Source organism: Halohasta sp. A2, from assembly GCF_056175805.1.
Genome location: NZ_JAQFWV010000218.1, coordinates 1 through 421 on the forward strand (window position 1 = coordinate 1; position 421 = coordinate 421).

Consider the following 421-nt stretch of genomic DNA (forward strand, 5'->3'; position numbering starts at 1 on the left):
CTTTCGCGAGCGCTCGCTCAAAGCGCTCGCGAAAGATCTCCTCAGCATCTGGAGATTGTCGCGGATCCATCGGTCGTGGCTTTGCGTACTGCATGCCATCAGCACGCAGAATCCGCGCTAAATGAGCTCGATCATAGCTGATCTGATATCGTTCCCAGAGAAGCTCATCGATCTCTTGGGGCGTCCAAGGTTGACCGTCTTCAAGAAGCGCAAAGAACTCCTCGAACTGCTCTGAGGAGAGCTTCGCGGGTCGGCCGCCCGCGAAGCTCGGACGCAGTCCATCGACTCCGGCTTCGTTCCAAGCTTTGAGCCAGCGCCCACCAGTTGGTTGGGACACACCGACACGTCGTGCAGCTATTTCGTCGGTGTCACCAAAAGAGACGTTTTTGATGAAACAGAGTCGCCGGACGAGACGGGTCTC

General features: G+C 57.0%; 1 protein-coding gene. It reads right to left on the reverse strand.

Annotated elements, in window-relative coordinates; genetic code table 11:
- Positions 1-391, reverse strand: a 391-nt coding sequence (locus O2S87_RS18870) for an IS630 family transposase (RefSeq protein ID WP_475410238.1), incomplete at its 3' end; no start/stop codon positions are given.
- Positions 392-421 lie beyond the last annotated feature (30 nt).